This window comes from Streptococcus respiraculi, from assembly GCF_003595525.1.
Classification (GTDB): domain Bacteria; phylum Bacillota; class Bacilli; order Lactobacillales; family Streptococcaceae; genus Streptococcus; species Streptococcus respiraculi.
The window spans coordinates 1189395-1209110 of record NZ_CP022680.1 but is presented as its reverse complement, the minus strand read 5'-3'; the positions used below and the strand labels follow the sequence as shown (position 1 = coordinate 1209110).

The window sequence follows — 19716 nt, the reverse complement described above, 5'->3', positions numbered from 1 at the left end:
CAACATCCCGATTATCCTCACTCCCTATCACCAACTGCTACTGGATTACAGATTCTATCATATACTGCAAGTACTGTCTTCCAGCTTGGCTTTTTTATATTTTTCTGAATGCCGCCAATAACGTCTGCTACAAAGGGCGCTGCAAAACCTTGTTCTACGATCTAAGACTCCTGCAACGGTCACAACCTTATTTCCGCATTTCCGGCAATGGAAAGTTCTGCTCTCATAAAAGGAGCTAATTTTCTGTTTTTCCATCATTGTGCTACTCTTTCCTCTCTTGATTTATCAAGGCCAACAAGCCAGTTGTACGAGCCTGACTACTGACTACCTAGTTATCTATTTGAAACGTATCTAGCAGATACATAGGACAACATTAGGTAATCACTTGATTACTCTACTATTATATAATCATTTGATTACCTAGTCAACTACTTTAATGTTGATAAAGAAATTTTTTACAAGAAAACACAAACAAACAAAAACTAGATTATCGTGCCAAACTCTCTCCCACAAAGTGTCAGATTGTAACAAAAAAAGCCTTGTCGAGGCTTTTTTATATATCCATTCTTATTTTCAAGTGATTCACTCTCTATTATAGAGCCCTTTTTCGATACTTGATGCTATCAGTTCTTGAACTAATTCCCACAACTCACTTGATTCCTGCTCTATAAACCTTTTCTTTTCCATCACTATTTTTGAAGAAAGATTATCAGGATTAAAACCTTTTCCAGAGACAGTTAGATGATTGATTAGGGGAACCAACGCATCAATCACTCTAGCATACCTGGCTTCCGCACTATCTCCTGTTTCAAATTCAGCCCATAATTCCTTCAACATACTGGATTGGTTCCTAGGAAGTACACTAAGTGATTGATGGATAGACTCTGATTCTTTTTCATGTGCAGTAGACTTTTTGACTTCATCAAAAACCCACGTATCTCCAGCATAAATCTCACCCAAATCATGTAGTAACAACATTGATAATACTTTTTCCATATTTAGTTTGTGAGGATAATGCTCCTGTAAAATGATAGACGTTAGGGCAACTTGCCATGAGTGCTCCGCACTGTTTTCAAATCGGCCATCCAACGTTCTATTGAATCTTGATATCGTCTTTAATTTTTCAATCTCCTCAATAAATTCAACCTGTTTTTTTAAACGCTCCATCACTTCCCCCTATCTCCTATTCAGCAAAATAGTTCACTTTCATCCTTTTATATTTTTAGCGAACAGTTTACCATACAAAAAGTTAGATGTAAATAAAAAAGATATTTTTCGTCCTTTATATTCGGAAAAAATCAAAGATAGACACTCTAAATCCCATATCAAAGCTGGAGAGTTCGTCTGATCAGACCATGTATCATCTTCTTCAATGGTCAGCTGCACAAATCCTGACTGACTATCATAGGTAAAAGAACCCACTAGAAAATCATGGAAGTGTCCTTCTTTTTCCAATTAATCAATCAAGTTTTTTGATTCAGTTATATAACGGCTCCGTCTTGTCCACATTTCACACTCCACTAAAAATACTAATTTCAAGAAAAATCTTGTCCAGTCAATTCTGAGACAGATTCACAGAATTTTTCCCACTCATCCGGAAAATAATTATCGCCTGATTTGACAACTTTTTTCCCATCAACAACATAGGAGACTTCCCACCAAGTACCATCAATTATATCTAAATAATTGGGATATTCTAAATCCCAGTCGAACAAATGACATCTTTTTAGTTTTTTCAAAAAGCGATTCATTTTCCAAGCGCTTACTCGTAAAGTGGTTTTATCAGTTTCCCATTTCACAATATTTGAATACCTTACCTCATTATTTTGAACATCCATAGACGCATAGACAGAGGGGTCTTGAAAACCTCCAACTCTCGCTTCAAGATAAGTGATATTTTCTTCCGTAACTAACCGTTCCTCTTTTTTATCGATAGATTTATAAAATCGTGGTAAATTCAAATCATCTGGAAAAGGTATCCAAAAAGCCTTACGATTTTGTAAATAATACCAAGCAATATGATCTTCATCAGATAAACTATCATCCAATTCATAATGCTTCTCGATCCAGATAAAGAAATCATCCATCAAAAGCTCAATTGCTTCTTTTACACCATGATTCCAATAAAATTTCGAAATATAGCTGCAATTTTCTTCAACAGCATACCATTCAATTGTTGAATCAATAGCGATTGCCTGATTAATTGCAGCGATGGGATATTCTCTCTTAGTTGCAAATTTTACAATATACTTTCCGTCACTTATCTCCCTGTAAGAAAACCCATATCCATAATAAATGTATTCCCCATATTTTTCTTGATATTCTACAAGATTACTGACCCTCATAAGCCTATTAAAACTGATATAGGGTGGATCAAGACACTTGTCTTCATATGTAGGATAATAATCAATGAAATATTGCTCAAGAAAGTCTCTTGAACAAATCACCTGCTGATAAATATAATTGTCCATGTATCTGAAAACCCTCGAATCATTTTTCCTACTCCCATTATAGCATGGTAACCGCTATTTTGATTCATGCACCTTCAGTATTATAAACAATTGAACATTTCTTCCTGAGGCGTAGAGAAAGATAGATAAACGACTTTCATCTATCATCAAATCTAGCGTATGCAAAAAGCCTTTATATTACAGCTTCGGATTTTTAATCTATTCCAGCATTTTAATATGTCATTCTATTATAAATATGTAAATATCTTTATCTGTCCAACTATCGTTTTCCAATATAAATTGTTCTCTGGTACATTCAAATTTGAATCCTAACTTTATTAGGAGGTTCTTGGATGCCTTATTATCCTTACTTACATGTGCTTCAATCCTATGGTATTGTAATTTCTTTATGTTTTGTAATAACCCCTGGAGAGCTTCATACGCATATCCTCTCCTCCAATACTGGTTATGAATAAAATAACCTATTTCCCCCCACTGGAAATTTCCTCTTTCCAGAGTAACAATATCTATCATACCTATATGATTATTCAGCTTATCAAAAACACCATAAATATATTGATAATCTTCCTGCCGCATTTGTCTATGTTTATTCACTAAGTTTTCATACCATTGTTCATCACACATCGACATATCCAATTTACCGTCATCAAAGGAGCTCATTGAGGTATGTCTATTGTTAAATCCTTCTAGCCATGAATGATAATCGTTCACGTCTAGTGGCCTAATGATCAATCTGCTTGTTTCAATATATTTTAAGTAATCCATTGATTGCTCTCCTAGCTTATTCTATCTTTTCTAATACTATTTATTCTACCACAAAACTCAAAAAAAGCTGTAACCACGATAGTTTCTCACTGTCGTTACAGCCTTTCTTCTACTCTATAAGTCTACCTCAATCCCTTTCCTCATGAGTATTAATCTCCAACTCTGTCCAGAAAAATTGATTCAGTAGATTCCAATCAACTTTGGGTATACTAGCTTGATTTTGTAGGTAGGTATCAATTTCTTGGATAGATTTTACAAGATAGGCATGGAGGTCAGAAATAGGAGCTATTTCTGCTGCTTCCGAACTCGCCCTTTTGATAGCCAATAATTTTTCTACTGAAGATTCTAACTCCGCTGGTAAACAAGCTTTCACCAAGTCATCAAATAAAACTGGCGGTGCAGTGTGGAAGGTCTCCACCCATTTGCAGGCTAAAATGGGACGTAAGGCATAAAAATATTTCTTGGGTCTCACTAAATCACCACTCAGATATTTTGCCAGTTGTCCTTTGGCTGTTGATACATAATGATACATCATTCTCTCTTCAGAAAAGCAATTCTCTAGTAATGGTGCCAGTTTTTCCACAAAATCCGATTTAACATAAACAATAGGAGAGTGTAGCCATTCAAAAAGAGTTGGATTGGATTTAGCCAAAAGTTTTAAAGCCTTGTCCAAATCCCAGCCATTCACATCCCAAGTATCATCAATTGGTAGCTCAATCACATCTCTATCGGGTGTCAGCTTGAGGTAATCTTTCGCCTTACGCTTATAAATAAATCGGACATCAAAATCACTGTCAGGAGACTCAAAGCCCCAAGCTCGGCTTCCAGACTCCACCGCCCAGAGCACCTCTATACCATATTCTTTTTCAATCTCCCGTAATTTTTGCGGAACTAACGTCATCATTTCTTCTTGTGTTTGCATATATCCTCCTATCATTTAAGGAAATCAACGTAAGGTTTGAGAGCTGATAATATTTAAAGTCCAATTGCTCGCCGCTTATCTTTCTAGTGCTAATTTTTAAATATTGTTCTCTATTTTTCTCGGTGATATTCTATCAGATTACTGATAAAATTCAACATTTCACTCCATGAAAATACAACTTATCTTCTATAATATCGTCAATTAAATCGTATTTTACCAAATAGCTAAATCTACTTAGAAAATATCGAATGATAACTAAGATAATTATATCACAATTATCTTAGTTAGTTATTAAACTTACAATTTATACTTCACAGATTTTGTACACTATGTTATACTAGGATAGCTGTAAAATAATATAGATGCATAGTTGCATAAAAGGTGGAATAATGACATTAACAACGAAGGAAATCGAGACTAAGTATAATATCAGTAGACAAACAATTCAAAACTGGATAAAAGAGGGGATTTTACCAGCCCCTGATAAAGATTTTAGAAATTGGTATGCTTGGTCACAATCTGATATAAACAATATTGAAAAAATAATCAAAGATAAAACAAAAAAGAACAACTTGCATCACTCGGATGATACTCCACTCCAAATCAGTAATAGGAGATATCTAGGTTCTAAACAGAAAATGTTAGACTTCATTGGCAAGGTGGTTAGAGAAAATACAACTGGAATCAATACAGTGGCTGATATTTTCGGTGGTACTGGGGTTGTATCTGATTTATTCAGAAAGCAAGGAAAAAAAATTATTATCAATGACATTCTTCATTCAAACGTAATTAGCTATAAAACTTGGTTTGGTAACCAAAATGTCAATTACAATAAATTACAAGCTATAATTAATGAACTTAATACTTTAAAACCAATAGAAGATAATTACGTTTCAATCAATTTTGGAGATAAATATTTTTCCTATGAAAATGCTTTAAAGATAGGTGCAGTCAGAGAAAAAATTGATACTTATAATATCAACGATAGAGAACGTGCATTTCTCCTTACCTCACTACTATATGCTATGGACAAAGTTGCAAATACAGTTGGACACTACGATGCTTATCGGAAAAAGCTTGATACTTATACTCCTTTAAATTTGCGACTTCCTGAAAATAACATAAATGTTGAAAATGAAATCTATAGTGAAGACGCAAATGATTTAGTTCGAAAAATAACAGCTGATTTAGTTTATATAGATACGCCCTATAATTCAAGACAATATGGAGATGCCTATCATCTTCTTGAGAATATCGTAGACTGGTCCCAACCAAAATTAACTGGTATTGCACTCAAAATGGTTAACAGAGAGCATATAAAATCAAAGTATTCAACCTCTAAAGCTCCTGAAGCTTTTTCAGATTTAATAGAAAATATTAATGCTAAATATATCTTAGTTTCCTACAATAATATGGCTAAGAAAGGAAACGGAAGATCTAACGCTAAAATTTCAAATGAAGAGATTATTGAAATACTAAGTCAAAAAGGAAAAGTTAAAGTATTCGAAACTCCTTTCAAAGTCTTTACTACTGGTAAAACAACTATAGATGACCATAAAGAATTACTCTATTTATGCAAGGTATCGCAAAAATCGCATAAGGTAAAGATTAAAGCCAATCAATCTCCAATTAATTATACAGGGGGAAAGTCAAAGCTCATACCACAATTACTTCCATTATTCCCTAAAGACATAGACAATTTTTATGATGTATTTGCAGGTGGTGCAAATGTCAGTATAAATATTACGGCTAAAAAGTATAATATCAACGATATTAACTACAAAATTATTGAGTTATTGCAATATTTGGCAAAATCAGATCAGAAAACATTGATTAAAAATATCGAAAAAATAATTTCAAGCTACAACTTATCTAACACTAAGCTTCATGGTTACGATTACTATGGTGTCTCTTCTTCAACTGGTTTAAAAGATGTAAATAAGTCAAGATATCTTAAATTGAGAAATGACTATAACAAAGGATTGTTTGACGAAGAAATAAATCCTCTTATTTTTTATATATTGATTGTATTTGGATTTAATAATCAAATTCGATTTAACAGTAAAGGAGAATTTAACATGCCTACTGGAAAACGAGATTTTAATGAAAAAATGGAGAAAAAGCTTAAAACTTTTTTAGATCTTATTAAAGATAGAAACGTTTCTTTTTCAACATTAGATTTTAGAGAATTACTTCGAAATACAAAATTTAATACCAACGATTTTGTATATCTTGATCCTCCCTACTTGATTTCTACTGCTGTTTACAATGAGTCAGGTGGATGGACATTTTCTGATGAAGCAGATTTACTGGAATCTCTTGATAAATTGAATGACACGGGGATAAAATTTGCTTTATCGAATGTACTCGTTCATAAAGGAGAAGAAAATGCATTACTCATTAATTGGGCAAAAAAATATAAAATTCATTATTTAAATTTTAATTACAATAATTCAAACTATCAATCAAGAGCGAAGGTTGGTAAGACCGTTGAAGTATTAATAACTAACTACTAAAAAATGAGTAGTTAATATTGCTCATTTCAAAACATAGACAAACCCTATTAGAGATAGAAAAATGTTTATTTTTGGGGTTGACTGCCATACAACAGAAACTCTTGGAAATGCTGATATAGTGAACAGCTCCTTGTCAAGTAGACAGTCAAATAATGAAAGATACTAAGCGACCTGATTCCTGAATTCCCAAGGAGTCAGGTTGTTTAGTTTCGCTTGATAGCTTTGTGTATTGTAAAACTGGATATAGCTTTCGACATCTGTGACTAGTTCCTCATACGTCTTGTATTTCTTGAGACGATAAGACTCTGTCTTGAAATGCCCAAAGAAACTTTCAATCGGTGCATTGTCGATACATTTCCCAACTCGTGACATCGATAGAGTGATGCCAGTCTGTGTTGTAAAGTTACGATATTCTTTTGATGTGTACTGACTGCCACGATCACTATGAATGAGCGGTGTCGCTCCTGGATTGGCTGCTAGAGCTTTCTTAATAGTCTTCATGACCAAGGGATTATCATTGTTGTGACCAATCTCATAGGCGATAATCGAGCCATCATAGAGGTCCTTGATTGCACTCAAATAAGCCTTGGCGCCGAGACCGTATTGTAAGTAGGTGACATCTGTGCACCATTTCTGATTCGGCGCTGTCGCAGTAAAATCCCGATTGAGAAGATTCTCAGCGTAGAATCTATCACCAGCTTTCGTACAAGCATGTCTCACACGACGAATAACAGATTGGATGCCAAGAATACCCATCAGACGACGAATCCGTTTCTTATTGTAGTTGGTGGTGAATCGACAGTTAGTGAATGTCGTCATGCGACGGTAACCGAGGATTCCGTTATGGAACTTGTGGCGCTCCTTAATCGCCTCTATAATCTTTTTATTTTCTCGTTCAGATTGTGTCTCTTTGTGGTTGAGCCACTTATAATAGCCTGAACGTGAGACCTTAAGAATCTGACATAAGATAGAGATAGAACTATCATGGTAATCGCTAATTACTTGGAACGTATCAAGGTGCTTTCCCGCTCTTAGCGACGGTTTTACCGTTTTATTTCCTCCAACTTTTTTAGAAGACCCACCTCCATTTCTAAATAACGATTCCGTTCTTCCAGTTGCTTGATTTTGAGTTGAAGTTCTTCCGTTTTAGTGAGATTAGGCTTACTGTCCAACCCTTTTCCACGTCTGTCAATGAGTCCCTGTGAGCCACTCTCCTCAAACTTACGTACCCATGAATAAACTTGTTGGTAGGAGACACCAAACTTATCAATGGCAGCTGGATAGTTTTTCTCGTGAGCGATGGTGTAGTTGACAATCTCAAGTCGTTCTTCAAAGGTGGTCTTGCGTCCTTGCTTCATATGGCTGTGTCCTTTACCTGTGGATGTTAATTCTTTACCACTAGTATACCGTTTTATCCAACTTCTGAGAACATAAGTGTCAGAGATATGGTAGTTTGAACAGATCGTTCTTAAGGAACCTTTACCAGCTAGATAGTCTTGAACAGCTTGTTCTTTTAACTCAGACGAGTAGTGTTTCCGAGTTCGACTCTCCTTAAGACCGTCGATACCGGACTTCTCATATTTCATTTTCCAAGACTGGATTGTTTGATTATCGACCTGATATTGTTTACTGAGTTGAGTAAGCGACTGTTCTTGGTTAAGTAATAAGCAAACAATTTCTAACTTTTCTTCTACTGATTTTGGACTTCTTTTGGACATAGGAAAACTCCCCTTACTAGTGTCTAGTGAATGTTGGTTTTTTCACTGTCTACTATATGGGGAGTATATCATAGCGGCATTATTAAGAGTTTTTTTATTTCTCAAGTAAAAGAAAAAAGATTGAGGACAAAGGCCTGAGAACACCTGTTTCTGAAGGCTTTTTTGATACAAAGGAGAATCTATCTATTGTAAATAGCACAATTATCCTCTATTTAGTTTAACAATTCAGCTACAAACTCTTCTCTCCAGTTATTTGTCACAAAATTAGGTAAAGAGTTTGAAAACTGGCTCATCGTCTGAAGTATCTCCATATCCGTAATCCTCTTTTCTAAAATTGCTATTATTTCTGAAGTTGTCAAAGCAAAAATGCTGATTCCCTTAACTGTTCCAGAATTCAAAGTTCCATTAAATTCAACAAACTGTGAAGCCCTAAAAATATTTAATACATTGTTATCTAACTCATTCGCAACAAAGAGTGTTCTCGATTCTCTTTCTAAATTGTCCAATGCAAAATTTATACTATGTCGAATAACAGGTTCTAGCTCACCACGCTTCTGAGTATTCATATCCATTAGTGTAGCTTCAATTAATAGACAATAATCTTCGTTTACAATTTCAATATCACCAGCACCACCACCTCTATGTGTCAATGGAAGCTTATTACCGTCAAGAGATACCTGGAATGCTTTATGCACTAGGTAATTCTTTTTATCTGAAATATAGTACCAAGCTATTGTCAAGATATATTCATAAATAGTAGGTACAGTTGCACTCTCAGTCACTAGTCCAAATATTTTCTCATCATCTCTCTCAATTATATAACCTAAAATATCAATAATTTTATCAATAGGAAAATGCTCAGATATAAATTCACGATATTCTTCTTCACGTTTTCTTACGATTAGATTGTTAACCTCAGTGAGATCATCTATACCAAATTCACGGCCTAAGGCACTATACAGAAGATCTATTTCTATTTCAGATATATTTAGTATCTCGACTATAGATAAGTCCTCAAACCAAATACTATCATCTTTTTGTTCATAATTAATATACAAGTCTTCACCAGTAAGACAGAATTTATCACCTAGAAGATCTATCAGTGGAGAAATTACCCAGCCATTATTTAAATTAACTAATCCGTTTTCAAAGCTAATTAGACCTGTAACTTGAAAAGATCTCCTACACATGTCTGAGTACTCACTAATTAAATCATTATGCTTACTAAATATAAATTGTAAGTATATCTTATAACCATCACCACTGAGAAGAGGGTTATCAATATTTTCTTCTACGAACTCCTCCATAGTCATTTTGTTTCGAATAATAAATGGATTTCTATTCTCTCCAAAGGCTTTTTTTATCTTAGCCTCTTTAGAAAGTAAGATAATTTCGTTATATATAGATTCCTTTTTCTGCTCATGAAAAGCTAGCAATTTACTAACAAATCTCTTGTAAAGTAATGAAGTTGCATTGCTATCACGATTATTAAAATATTTTATAAAATTTTCGTCAGATAAATCATCTTCTAAAAACATGAGTTTAACTTTCTGTAGTTCTTCATTAGATCTCAATGTTGGAGCAAACACTCGTTTATAGAATTCTTCAAAAAGCTCTTCATTTTTATATGTAAGCATATACTCATCTATAATATCATTTAATTCCTTCTCAGATTGGTCAGGTTTTATAGATTCAATAAGCTTAAGGAAATCTTTCTGAGGAACATTCGTATATCTCGATAAAAATAGTAATGCAAATCTAAAATTATAAAAATATCTATCAGTCTCAGAAGAATAAACTCGTAATTTTAGAAACTGTCTCAGATATACTAGATTGTCTTCAGATAGACCTAGGATCTTTTCAATTGCATCGGCATTTTTTAGAGTGTGACTTAAATAAGCTTTACCTACTGAACTGAGTCTTCTCTGTTGTGTAATAAAACCCGCTTTCATCACAGCATTGGTCAGAGTCCTTCCCCTTAAGCCAATTCTAGAGGTATTCAAGGTATAATTCTTGGCTCTTTTGAAGTCATTAAAAAGCTCAATGCCTTCCTCCTCCTCAAGTCTCACTATCTCATCGATGAAAGACTTATAAAAATCTTCCTGTAAACTAGTATTTCTCTCCCAAGTCAAACCATCTTTCATATACTTTGAAATATGACTTAAAATAATTCTATTCACATCAACTAGCTGCTTCACACGAATGGAGGTATCTCCCATGTTAAAAATACTTTGTGGGCTATCTAATTTCATAGTCGCTCCTTATTTTTTATAAGTTAATTATATCGTATTTTCTTATTTTATTCCTATTAAAATTGGGATTATTAAATGGAGGATACCCAAAACTTTCAGTTAATATTTCACAGAATTGTTTTTCTTGATTCTCAGATAAATAATCCATTTCCCCCTACTTCCTATTCAATAACTAACAGCAATCTAAATTATCGAGTTGTTGTTAATAGGTGACCACATCATTAATAGAACCAATTTGTTTTCAACAGCAATGCTCTCTAACAATCTGCGAAGTATTCTCTAAATTTTTCCCTCAATAATGAACCGTTATCTTTAAAAAAGATTTCAAATATATAGTTATTCATACACTTTTCACGTTCAATAATGTCAGCTTTAGAGAAGTTATTCTTGGTAATTTGAAAAACTTCATTAACCTTCAACTCTTTTTCCTTAGCAGAAAGACCCCTACATTTCTTGTAAAAAGATTGATTACTTATTTTTACATTGGTATCATTTGACAACAATCCAAGATTTCCAATGCGATTTTTTAGTCTAGAATTTTTAGAATTAAATTTATTATAATTTTGATTTTGAGGTACGATATGTTCAATTTCCCATTTTAACGCTTCATTAAATTCATACTTTTCTATCATTTCCTTTATGCTATTAGGTGAATATACTAGCGAAATTGTTACTAAAATAAAGCGAGTAAATTTTTTATGTTTACGATAAAAATTAGAAATCTTGGGAGTAACATAGGAATCATTTATATTGAAATGCTTAAGAACATACTTGATTAGGCATTCTACAGTTTCATCTGAGCTAGTCGTGATGCTAACACCAACCTTCTTCTGTATATCATTGATAATAAACTTATCAAAAACTTTGTTCAAACCAAGATTTGTAACGTATGTATTCATAGAAATATCCTTTTATCATTCAATAAATTAGTTTTATTATACCACTAAAACCAAAAAAAACTGCAACCTTTCGGTCACAGTCACTTACAAGTCTACCTCAGTCCCCTCTAAGAATTTTACACTTATCTGCCCAGCTTCTGAAATTGTAATACTATCCACCACCTGACACATCCCATACGAATTGAATTCCCAGGAAGGCTTGTTTATCATTTCAGCCAACTTCACACTATAATACTTTTCTAGTGGACAATTTTCTTCCAGAATCTTATTCCACTTGCCATGCAACGTGTCAACATTATCACTGAGTAGTCCTAATGCCATTACTACCGCTTTTTCAAGTGTTTCCTCATCGATATGACGATTCATATACCCTATCTGTCCCTTTGACCTTATAGCTATTATTACATTGCCAGTTCTTAAACTTCCCTCGACTTGTCATCCAATTTTGCGACCAAATGCTGAATCACATTCTGCACAAAATACTTTGGTGGCAAACGGATTGTCTTCATTTTGCATGACATAAAAGTTCAAGTGGTGCTCATCACGGAATGCTTTTCTCCTTACAAACTCCAACTGAACTAGTTCCCACATCTCCTTATCAATAATAGCTTTATGGTTCTCAGAAACATAATATTGATTAACCTGTCCCTCATTCTCAATACGTTTCTTTGCCAAGAAATCTACAGTATAGGTCTTTTGTAATAAGGCATTCCCTTATACTTCTCATTTTAAAATATTTTTTGGATTGCGCTTGGATACAAGTTGGCTTTACCAGTTCAACCTAGTATATCGTATTCATTTAAGATTTTTGCTATAGACTCAAAACCATAACCATTTGTTAGACAGAAAACATAACAAATAGGGTGCTTTTTCGATGAAATTAAGTTACAAAGATAGACTAAAGATATATGACTTGAGAAAAAATAGAATGTCATGGTCTCAGATTGGTCAGATCTACAATATTAGAGTTTCCCATCACAAATACATAGTGAAACTCATGGATAGATATGGCAATTGAGGCAGCTAGAAAAGGGAGAAATACCTATTATTCCCTAGAACTAAAACAGGAAATAATGAATAAAGTTCTTCTTGAAGGTCAATCTCAACTATCAATCTCTCTTGCTTATGCGTTTTCGAATATAGGACTGCTTCCCAATTGGATAGCGCAATTCAAGAAAAACGGGTATAGTATCAGTATCCTTGAGAAGGCTAGAAGGAGAAAACCAAAGAGGACTTGGGAAGAGATGATAGAATTGGAGCGACTTCAGAAAGAAAATGAGCGCCTGAGAACGGAGAATGCCTACCTACAAAAGTTGAGTGAACTGCGCCTGAGTGACGAAGCCTTAGCGCAAGAAAGGCAGAAATAATTAGAGAAATGGTTGATGGAGGATTTTAACTAAATATACTTCTAACAACAGCTCAATTAGTCCGTGTCACCTACTATTATCAAATGAAGCAACTTGTGAGAGACGATAAGGATAAGGAACTGAAAGCTGAAATCAAGGCTATTTATGAGGAGCACAAAGGAGACTATGGTTACCGTCGTATTTACTTGGAGCTTCACAATCGTGTTTTTTAAAAAGGTACAGCGCTTGATGAAAGAGATAGGCCTGACTGCTCGTATTCGTCGAAAACGCAAGTATTCTTCTTACAAGGGTGAGTCGGTAAGAAGGCTGACAATCTGATTCAACGTCAGTTTGAGGAAACTAAACCCTATGAGAAGTGCTACACAGATGTGACGGTATTTTCTTTACCAGAGGGGAACGTTTATTTATCCCCTGTTATGGATGGCTTCAATAGTGAAATTATTAAGTTTATTTTGTCTCGCTCACCTAATCTGAATTAGGTCAAACTATGCTTGATAGGCTTTTCCAGCTGACCATTATGCAGGAACCATTCTTTAGAGCAACCAAGACTAGCAATATCAAAAACTAGTCTTATCATCACTTTCTGGAATCTAAAGGCATTCGTCCCTCTATGCCACCCCTGAAAATGGCATGATGGAATCCTTCTTTAGTATTCTTCAGACTGAGATGCTTTATGGCTATGAAAAGACCTTAAAATCACTAGGACAGCTTGAACGAGCAATCACTAATTATATTTTTTACTACAATCACAAACGCATTAAGAAAAACCAAAAGGACTTAGCTCTATACAATACAGAACTAAATCCTTTATTTAAAATAATTTGTCTAACTTTTTGGGGGCAGTACAACTTCCCCAAACTCCTTGTCAATGGGTATATTCATCTAGAATATGCTGCTGACGGCAAGCCTTAGCCAGTGCTTGTGCCGAAGAAATTTTTTCCTAAAGCATAGTATTCAAACTAATCTCTTAAATTTATTCATCTCTATGGCTTACTATTGGTCCAATTTAGAACTCAAAAACTATCTAATTTAATTGTCTATAAATATCTTGATTTAATTCAAACAATTCTCTGAAAGAAATCACGTTTATAGTCGGAGTACCACTTTTATATTCCTCACTCCATAGATGAGGATATATTAGTAAAACACTATCTTCCTCCATTTGAACAGGATGATCTTTTATATATTTAATCGGAAAATCTAAATAAAATAGAGAAAAATCCTCGGTGCAGACCCATTTAATAAAATCTTTATATGTAAACTTCTAGATTTTCCCATGTCATAGTATCAGGTGCAAAATACCAGATTTTTCCATCACTTACCTGATAATCTTTTATGATAAATAAACCACCAAATATATCGTAGGCAACAAGTAATGAATCACTATTATAATTTGTTCTATATATATTATTCGCCCAATTAATACCAAATTTTTTATCGTTTCCTAAAATTTTCAAATATTTATTTACTATAATATATTGAAAGTGATTAGTGATATCACTAACACCCAAAGCATTTTTACTCGTATCATTATCTAAGCACTCTATATCTTCTACCCTATAATCAATAACATTATTGCTTTTATTAAAACTTTTTAATATATCTTTCAGCATACTTATCCTATCTAATCTGTAATATTAATAAACACCTTAGTTCCGTCATCGAATGGTCTAAGTTGAGGTACCATTGAAAAACTAGAACCTCTATTATCTGAACTATTAATCGCTCTCACACTTGCTCCAGCCCCACCTTCCGAAAACATAGCAGGTGGATACTCATCTAAGTCCATACCAGGGACTTTATCAATCCCCTTTAATGACTGCCTACGATTTGTTTTTACACCTGAACGATTAATCGTCAATATAGAAGGGTGTCCGCTAGCACGAGCATTTTGAATATGTTGAGCAGATTGAGGATATTTACTTTTTGATACTTGAATTGTCACAATATCATTAGGCATAGGTAGAGCTAATTGTTGTTTAGGTTCAGGTAACGCTAATATAGGATCTGATCCACCAATTAATTTTTGTGAGGAGGACTTGGTCGGCGTTACATCTTTCACAGGTCTATTGTGAACATAGCCCGCATCCAGAACTTCACCCGTCATTGGTTTAGTTCTTGTGACATCGGACTTCGGTGCTTGCTTCGTAGAGACACTACCCAGACCATTCGTAAAGAGGTTATAGCCAAAGTTCATCGCAAGTGTTTGGCCTGTTACCTTGTTGCCAGCGGCCACATCCAGACCCGTATCAATCGCTGTATCGACACCTGCTTGGATTCCAACTCTCGTCACTTGGCGAACGACCTGATTGCTGATGTTTCGGGTGACATGGGTCGCAACGCTCGCTCCAGTTCCCACAAGCGAGCCACCGACAAAACCAGTAACGGCACCTAGACCTGCACCTTTTCCAATCGCTACGTCGTCATGCTCCTAGCTCTTGGACAGCTATCGCATGGGTGGAAGTAAATGCTATTCGTTGTTGTTTCTCTCCTTGATTAGCAAACTTACCGCCTCAACATGGAACGTGTGAACACTAAGCATGTCTTGTTGACCTGTTCGTATATGGAAACATATCCATGAACCTTTTAACGATAGATAGAAGCTATTGTTAAAAAGTATAAGACAGATTAACTGGGATTTATTATTAAATAACTATTTTATTTAACTCAGTTATCAACTTGTCTTTAAGTGCACTTAACTCAGTTTTTGATGGGCGATTAGAATCACTATACATTAATTCCATAGGATACCACCAAACTGGACCCTTTCCTTTATTACCATAGTTTTCTATATCACCAGCTACCCTTGGAAACAAATGCCAATGTAGATGTGAATCTCCGTTACCAAGAAGTTCATAGTTAATTTTTTCAGCATTAAAAGCTTTATAAACAGCTTCCCCTACCAATGACATCTCTTCTAAGAATTTCGATTTAAAATTATTTTCTAACTCAAAAAGTTCTGTCTTATGTTGCTTACACAAAAAAATTGTATATCCCTTAAAATGTTGATTGTCACCTAATACAACATAACCAGTTTCTAATTCCATTACAAAAAATGGATTTTCTCCATTTTTAATCATTTCAATTCTCTCACAAATTAAGCACATACTATTCACCTCTACAAATTCTAATTTATATTAAGCCTTCCCCATATATGCCGTTGACTCAACCTAGCAAATATCTAAAGTGGTGACGCGACATTTATACAAGGATTAGTTATTTTTCTCTAGCAAACATATATACCCTCACATGAAACAATTGCTTAATAAGTATGTCAAGTAATCTTTCTTGTATACATGTGGAACATATTTATAAATTTTTCACAATAGTTGGATAATCTCGTAAAAAAATATCAGACAGATATAATCTAGATTTATTGTAATCCTAACTATTTTTTACAGCAACTTAGCAAAGTAATAACCATTAGTTTGTAGTTTCACCTTCATTTATTAATCCTAGACAATTAAAGTATTCATAAAGTTCATTATTATATTTTTTTACTATTTGACTAGTCCTATTTTCCCAAAAGTCGTATATTCTTTCTATTTCATCAAGACTACCTTTATTATCCCTTTTTTTGTATATATATAATGGATCATCAATCATTTCATACTCTGACATACAATGGAACTCTAAAAAAGATTCCCATGTAAATTTTTCAAAATATTCTTGTGATTCTATAAAACTTAACTTCACTTCTTCTGAATAATAATTTTTTACTTTTTTCAAATAATAGTCTAAAGAATCGTACAAACTGAGCTTTGCACTTTTTCTTCCATGACACATAGGAATAATCCAAAAATTAGCTAAACAATGATATTTTGAATGATAATCAATTAATTCTCTAGGCCATTCTCCTATTGGACTTCGATTGTTTTTTGATTTGTCACCCAAAATTACATTCGCTAAAGAATTAAATGAATGTATAGTGTCTCCCATATAATTCTTATTTATATATGTTCCGTCTTTGTTTAGAATTTTTTACCAATTCCCTCTAAAATATCTTTATATACTATTTCATAAAATCCCACACTAAAATCTGACATGTCTTCATCTAAACTTCTATTATATAACTGTGGACTATATATAACATTGTTTTGAATATAAATTTTTTTAGCATTATTATCACAAATGATAGGGGTACGTAATATTTCATAAACTTTCTTTTTCTGACATTTTATTTTATCTTTTTAATTCTATTTTATTTTAATCTTTGCCATCCATACCGTTGACACGACCCTTTTATAATATTCATAGCGTTGCTACAAGCAAGTATTTGAAAGATATTTTTGAACATTAATTCCAAAATTTTCAACACCTAAAAAAAATAAGCATAAAACTCAAGAACCCATTGATTTCAAGCCTTTCAGAGCTACTTTACTCACCTTCTCTTGACCGTAGAATTCACTAATCAACCTTCCCTTCGGTCAGCTTCTTAGGAATTCCTGGCATAACACCTATTCAGTTTTCCTCCAAGAGCGAAGCGATTGGCTAAGGAAAACTAATGCCTGTGGTACCTACGACTCGATACTCTCGTCGGATTAGGTGCGTATCATCAATACTAGAGCCTCCACGTGTGGTGATAGCTTTTGTCTATACTAAGAGACGAAAGAGTGAGGGAAATATTTTGAGATTATACTTTGGAACGGAATTTACGCAAAATGTTCATCAAGTAAACTCTATGTACATCAAGATACCATAAAAAGCCCGACTGCCTTATAAAACCATATGCAAAATCTTGAGATCCAAAGGATTTTTCAATTAACTGAAGTCTCTTTAATATATCTTTACGAATTTTTGAAAAACTACTAATTTCAGAATCAGGTAAAATCCATGGGATCAATTGTGATGAATCTTTAATTAAAATTGTCTTGCTATCAAGAGGTTCAATTTTTTCTATTCTCCCCTTTGAAACAAGCCATTCAATAACCATATTCATTGGTATATTTTGTTTACGAAAATAGTATTTCCAAGATCTTTGTTTATCTTTTATAAATTGAATTCGAGCCCTAATTCGTTCTAAACCTAAACATTCAAATACCAATCTACGATGTTGTCCATTTGTAGAAACCATAAATACACGCCTTAATAAATTGGGTGCTGGATATTCATCAAGATACAGATCTGACATCGAATCAATATGTAACTTAATATTCTCTCTGTTCTCTAAAGCGAATTTTACAATTTCATCCTCACTATGATGATAAAAACTGAAATCATTTTCTAACACTACCTCATCGTTCAAAATTATATCTTCTTTTAACTTAGCGTATCCATTTGGTATACAAAACGGCTTAATTACCGATGTTTCCTTTGCATGAAGTAATCTTTTTTCAAAAATAGACTCAATATCGGATTCTGAACAGGATTCATAGTTAAATTGACTGGCCAAAATATCTCTTTCAATACTAATATCTGTCGTTGCTAAAACAGAACGATAATAATTAATATCCTCATTGCGATTCTCAACTAAAAATCCCCTAAAAAGATTTTTATTGTCTTTTTCATCACTATCATCTAGCAACTTATTATACACTGTCGGGCAAGGTGTTAATTCCCCATTTATCCTAACCTTCGCATTATTTACCAAATTTATTTCAAAATTTGTATTTAATAATTGCTTATCTTCGAGTAACTCCAATATGATATAACAAAATGTCGCGGTCATAAAACCCGAATTTACATTCATATCATATTTTTCACTAGTAACATCTATAAATCTGTTGTCTATCTTATTGAAATGAAATACTCTTTCGATAAGATTCGAACTATACTTATAGTTATAGAATGAAAATCGTTTATCGGCTAGATAATCTATTCCCATTATTTTTGATGGTTCCGAAAAGGTATATCTCATTACCTTTTTTAAATCTTGGTTCATGAACTCTATCGGCTCTAAGTTATCTATTCTCTCATAAATATTATATTTTGATTCTTGAAATAATCTCTTTGATTTACTAGTCATCTGCAATACTCCACTCTATTTTATTTAAACATTTTTGTCCCAGCCTCTTTATTACTATTACAAAATGTACTAATAAAATCTGCACTTATTCTTTTCTCTTGCCTCTCTTTCACGATACCTTCTTCATTTTTAAGGTTTCGTCACGTTCACTTTGCTTGCCTGCTTCCGTGAGGCAAGCAAATTTCGACTTTCTAAGACCAAAGTAAAGAGTTCCTCATCTGACAGACTATCATCAAGAATAATGGAAACCCAATATTTCTTGGACATATGATAAGCTGGATAAACACCTTTTTTCGATAAAATTATTGCCATCGTCTCAAGAGATACTTTAATGTTAATAACATCTACAATCTGCCCTATTTTTTTCTCAGAAGAGTCCAACTTCTCTCGCTTCAAAGGATAACCCACCAAATACCACTTACCTGCCACACGATAAGATATGTAATGCCGCTCCCTCTTAAACGGATGATCATAAACATCAGAGGTCTTTTTCGTTAAATATTGAACAAGTCTATTACCTTGTTGGGAGGAAAACGGCTGTTCCTCAAAGCAAATCTCTGCAATTTTTTCTAAAACCTTCAGATAGGCTTCTCGAACCTGGCCAACAAAGCCTCCCACCGAATACTCCATTCGCAGGTTTAGGTACTCTTCCTTCATATCTAGGTCAATTACACGACCAGATACTTTGCCAGATTGTAAAATCGTTACTTCAGCTTCAAAAGTGCCATCTAACAACATTTCACGATAGACATATACTTTTCCATCAAAGTGGAATCCAAACGGTTCCAGTTTATACACCAAAACTCGCTTCATGTTGAAAATCTCAGCTTCCAATGACATA

Annotated in this window: 17 protein-coding genes and 1 pseudogene; 2 read left to right on the top strand and 16 right to left on the bottom strand. The window is 33.8% G+C overall.

Annotated features, from left to right (window positions below; all coding sequences use genetic code 11):
* Positions 1–582 precede the first annotated feature (582 nt).
* From CHF41_RS06005 to CHF41_RS05990, 4 genes are all read right to left on the bottom strand, one after another.
* Complete coding sequence (locus CHF41_RS06005) at positions 583–1167, bottom strand: HD domain-containing protein (protein ID WP_119876431.1); 585 nt, start codon at positions 1165–1167, stop codon at positions 583–585.
* A 368-nt stretch (positions 1168–1535) separates the two neighbouring features.
* Positions 1536–2471, bottom strand: a complete 936-nt coding sequence (locus CHF41_RS06000) for a hypothetical protein (RefSeq protein ID WP_119876430.1) — start codon at positions 2469–2471, stop codon at positions 1536–1538.
* A gap of 219 nt (positions 2472–2690) precedes the next feature.
* Positions 2691–3236 carry a GNAT family N-acetyltransferase gene (locus CHF41_RS05995; RefSeq protein ID WP_119876429.1) on the bottom strand — a complete coding sequence of 182 codons (546 nt, stop codon included), beginning with the start codon at positions 3234–3236 and terminating at the stop codon, positions 2691–2693.
* 127 nt (positions 3237–3363) lie between these two features.
* Positions 3364–4158, bottom strand: coding sequence for a nucleotidyltransferase domain-containing protein (locus tag CHF41_RS05990; protein WP_119876428.1), 795 nt, complete (start codon positions 4156–4158; stop codon positions 3364–3366).
* Positions 4159–4547: 389 nt separating this feature from the next.
* Between CHF41_RS05990 and CHF41_RS05985 the strand changes: the two genes are divergently transcribed.
* Positions 4548–6674, top strand: coding sequence for a Dam family site-specific DNA-(adenine-N6)-methyltransferase (locus tag CHF41_RS05985; protein ID WP_240622939.1), 2127 nt, complete (start codon positions 4548–4550; stop codon positions 6672–6674).
* Positions 6675–6836: 162 nt separating this feature from the next.
* Here CHF41_RS05985 and CHF41_RS05980 read toward each other — a convergent pair.
* The 5 genes from CHF41_RS05980 to CHF41_RS10310 form a co-directional block, all read right to left on the bottom strand.
* A protein-coding gene (locus CHF41_RS05980) for an IS3 family transposase (protein WP_119876426.1) occupies positions 6837–8392 on the bottom strand; the annotation gives its coding sequence in 2 pieces (ribosomal slippage) (positions 6837–7732 and positions 7732–8392; 1557 coding nt in all).
* A gap of 212 nt (positions 8393–8604) precedes the next feature.
* The gene (locus CHF41_RS05975) at positions 8605–10644 is read right to left on the bottom strand and encodes an AlwI family type II restriction endonuclease (RefSeq protein WP_119876425.1); all 2040 of its coding nucleotides are present in this window, start codon (positions 10642–10644) and stop codon (positions 8605–8607) included.
* 257 nt (positions 10645–10901) lie between these two features.
* On the bottom strand, positions 10902–11543 hold the full coding sequence (locus CHF41_RS05970; protein WP_119876424.1) for an HNH endonuclease family protein: 642 nt from the start codon (positions 11541–11543) through the stop codon (positions 10902–10904).
* A gap of 84 nt (positions 11544–11627) precedes the next feature.
* Complete coding sequence (locus tag CHF41_RS10315) at positions 11628–11909, bottom strand: hypothetical protein (RefSeq protein WP_420852848.1); 282 nt, start codon at positions 11907–11909, stop codon at positions 11628–11630.
* A 69-nt stretch (positions 11910–11978) separates the two neighbouring features.
* Positions 11979–12218 carry a recombinase family protein gene (locus CHF41_RS10310; RefSeq protein WP_420852847.1) on the bottom strand — a complete coding sequence of 80 codons (240 nt, stop codon included), beginning with the start codon at positions 12216–12218 and terminating at the stop codon, positions 11979–11981.
* Between the two features lie 199 nt (positions 12219–12417).
* On the opposite strand from CHF41_RS10310, the pseudogene CHF41_RS05960 reads away from it, so the two are divergent.
* Positions 12418–13725 (top strand): annotated as a pseudogene (locus CHF41_RS05960) (IS3 family transposase).
* Positions 13726–13934: 209 nt separating this feature from the next.
* Here the strand turns inward: CHF41_RS05960 and CHF41_RS10305 are convergent.
* The 7 genes from CHF41_RS10305 to CHF41_RS05925 all read right to left on the bottom strand — a co-directional run bounded on the left by CHF41_RS10305 (position 13935) and on the right by CHF41_RS05925 (position 19715).
* Positions 13935–14153 (bottom strand): hypothetical protein, encoded by a 219-nt coding sequence (locus CHF41_RS10305; RefSeq protein ID WP_119876423.1) that lies wholly within the window; start codon positions 14151–14153, stop codon positions 13935–13937.
* 7 nt (positions 14154–14160) lie between these two features.
* The gene (locus CHF41_RS05950; RefSeq protein ID WP_119876422.1) at positions 14161–14523 is read right to left on the bottom strand and encodes a DUF2625 family protein; all 363 of its coding nucleotides are present in this window, start codon (positions 14521–14523) and stop codon (positions 14161–14163) included.
* 11 nt (positions 14524–14534) lie between these two features.
* Positions 14535–15269: a NucA/NucB deoxyribonuclease domain-containing protein gene (locus CHF41_RS05945; RefSeq protein ID WP_206269750.1), complete on the bottom strand. Its 735-nt coding sequence runs from the start codon at positions 15267–15269 to the stop codon at positions 14535–14537.
* Positions 15270–15555: 286 nt separating this feature from the next.
* Complete coding sequence (locus CHF41_RS05940; RefSeq protein WP_119876421.1) at positions 15556–16017, bottom strand: HIT family protein; 462 nt, start codon at positions 16015–16017, stop codon at positions 15556–15558.
* A 316-nt stretch (positions 16018–16333) separates the two neighbouring features.
* Positions 16334–16849, bottom strand: coding sequence for a hypothetical protein (locus CHF41_RS05935; RefSeq protein ID WP_119876420.1), 516 nt, complete (start codon positions 16847–16849; stop codon positions 16334–16336).
* Between the two features lie 694 nt (positions 16850–17543).
* A complete protein-coding gene (locus CHF41_RS05930) occupies positions 17544–18875 on the bottom strand; it encodes a hypothetical protein (RefSeq protein WP_119876419.1) in 1332 nt (443 codons plus the stop codon).
* A gap of 129 nt (positions 18876–19004) precedes the next feature.
* Positions 19005–19715, bottom strand: coding sequence for an MmcQ/YjbR family DNA-binding protein (locus tag CHF41_RS05925; protein ID WP_119876418.1), 711 nt, complete (start codon positions 19713–19715; stop codon positions 19005–19007).
* Between the last annotated feature and the right edge of the window lies 1 nt (position 19716).

Bases quoted from the DNA above. Each gene is read 5' to 3' on its own strand.
- CHF41_RS05995 (WP_119876429.1), bottom strand. From the start codon at position 3,236: ATGGATTACTTAAAATATATTGAAACAAGCAGATTGATCATTAGGCCA.
- CHF41_RS05975 (WP_119876425.1), bottom strand. From the start codon at position 10,644: ATGAAATTAGATAGCCCACAAAGTATTTTTAACATGGGAGATACCTCC.
- CHF41_RS05970 (WP_119876424.1), bottom strand. From the start codon at position 11,543: ATGAATACATACGTTACAAATCTTGGTTTGAACAAAGTTTTTGATAAG.
- CHF41_RS10315 (WP_420852848.1), bottom strand. From the start codon at position 11,909: ATGAATCGTCATATCGATGAGGAAACACTTGAAAAAGCGGTAGTAATG.
- CHF41_RS06000 (WP_119876430.1), bottom strand. From the start codon at position 2,471: ATGGACAATTATATTTATCAGCAGGTGATTTGTTCAAGAGACTTTCTT.
- CHF41_RS05990 (WP_119876428.1), bottom strand. From the start codon at position 4,158: ATGCAAACACAAGAAGAAATGATGACGTTAGTTCCGCAAAAATTACGG.
- CHF41_RS05930 (WP_119876419.1), bottom strand. From the start codon at position 18,875: ATGACTAGTAAATCAAAGAGATTATTTCAAGAATCAAAATATAATATT.
- CHF41_RS05985 (WP_240622939.1), top strand. From the start codon at position 4,548: ATGACATTAACAACGAAGGAAATCGAGACTAAGTATAATATCAGTAGA.
- CHF41_RS05950 (WP_119876422.1), bottom strand. From the start codon at position 14,523: ATGCTGAAAGATATATTAAAAAGTTTTAATAAAAGCAATAATGTTATT.
- CHF41_RS05925 (WP_119876418.1), bottom strand. From the start codon at position 19,715: ATGTCATTGGAAGCTGAGATTTTCAACATGAAGCGAGTTTTGGTGTAT.
- CHF41_RS05940 (WP_119876421.1), bottom strand. From the start codon at position 16,017: ATGTGCTTAATTTGTGAGAGAATTGAAATGATTAAAAATGGAGAAAAT.
- CHF41_RS06005 (WP_119876431.1), bottom strand. From the start codon at position 1,167: ATGGAGCGTTTAAAAAAACAGGTTGAATTTATTGAGGAGATTGAAAAA.
- CHF41_RS05935 (WP_119876420.1), bottom strand. From the start codon at position 16,849: ATGGGAGACACTATACATTCATTTAATTCTTTAGCGAATGTAATTTTG.